Here is a 923-nt window from a genome sequence, read left to right as displayed (position 1 = left end):
AGTGGGCGTGGGGGGCGGTGTCGGGGCGGCGCTTACTGGTACGGCGCTTACGGGTACGGCGGTTGCTGGTACGGCAGTTGTCGGCTCGGCGCCGGCCGGTGGGGAGGTGGCCGGTACTGAGATTGCCGGTACGCCGGGTGACCCGGTGTCCGTGGTGGTGCGTCCCGCCGTAGGGCTCCTGCTCGGTGTCGGTGTCGCGCTCCCCGGTCCCCTCGATCACATCCACGGCGTCCTGCACCGCGTCACCGGCTTCCCCGAGTGGGACGGGTTCCCCCTGCGGGACGCGCTCGCTCGGCGGCTCGGGGTGCCGGTGGTCGTCGACAAGGACACGAACGCCGCCGCGCTCGGGCTGGCCGTCGGTGGGGAGGGCGGGTCGTTCGCCTATCTGCATCTCGGGACCGGGCTCGGTGCCGGGCTGGTGATCGGTGGGGGTGTGCATCGGGGGGCGCGGACCGGGGCCGGGGAGTTCGGCCACCAGGTGATCCAGTTGGACGGCCCGCCCTGCGACTGCGGGAACCGGGGCTGTATCGAGGCCCTGTGCCTGGCCGCGGTGGCGCGCGGCGACAGGGACGAAGCGGCGCGGGTCCTCGGCGCGGGCGCCGCGAACCTCGTGGGCCTGCTCGACATCGACCTCGTGCTCCTGGGCGGCCGTACCGTCGCCGCCGACCCGGCCCCCTTCGTCCGCGGAGTCGCCGCCGTCCTCGACGAACGAGCCCGCCGCGAGGGCGCACGCGAGGCCGCCGTACCCGTACGGGTCGCCTCCGGCGGGGCGCGGGGTGTCGCGGAGGGAGCGGCGCAGTTGCTGCTGGGGCCGCTGTTCGGGCGGGCGGACGGGTAGGTGGTCCGGCAGAGTGCGACACTTCCGCGCGATCTGTGACACGTCCGCCGAACAGCCTCCCCACCCCGCCCGTTCGAGGCATTCG

The 923-nt window shown here is 74.8% G+C and carries 1 protein-coding gene; it reads left to right on the top strand.

What is annotated here, in order from left to right; all coding sequences use genetic code 11:
• Positions 1-838, top strand: an 838-nt coding sequence (locus JHN63_RS51465; RefSeq protein WP_234478974.1) for an ROK family protein, incomplete at its 5' end; no start/stop codon positions are given.
• Positions 839-923 lie beyond the last annotated feature (85 nt).

The sequence above is a fragment of the Streptomyces sp. MBT65 genome (assembly GCF_016612545.1).
GTDB lineage: Bacteria > Actinomycetota > Actinomycetes > Streptomycetales > Streptomycetaceae > Streptomyces.
Note: the sequence above shows the minus strand (reverse complement) of the source record. Positions and strands in the feature narration are given on the sequence as shown.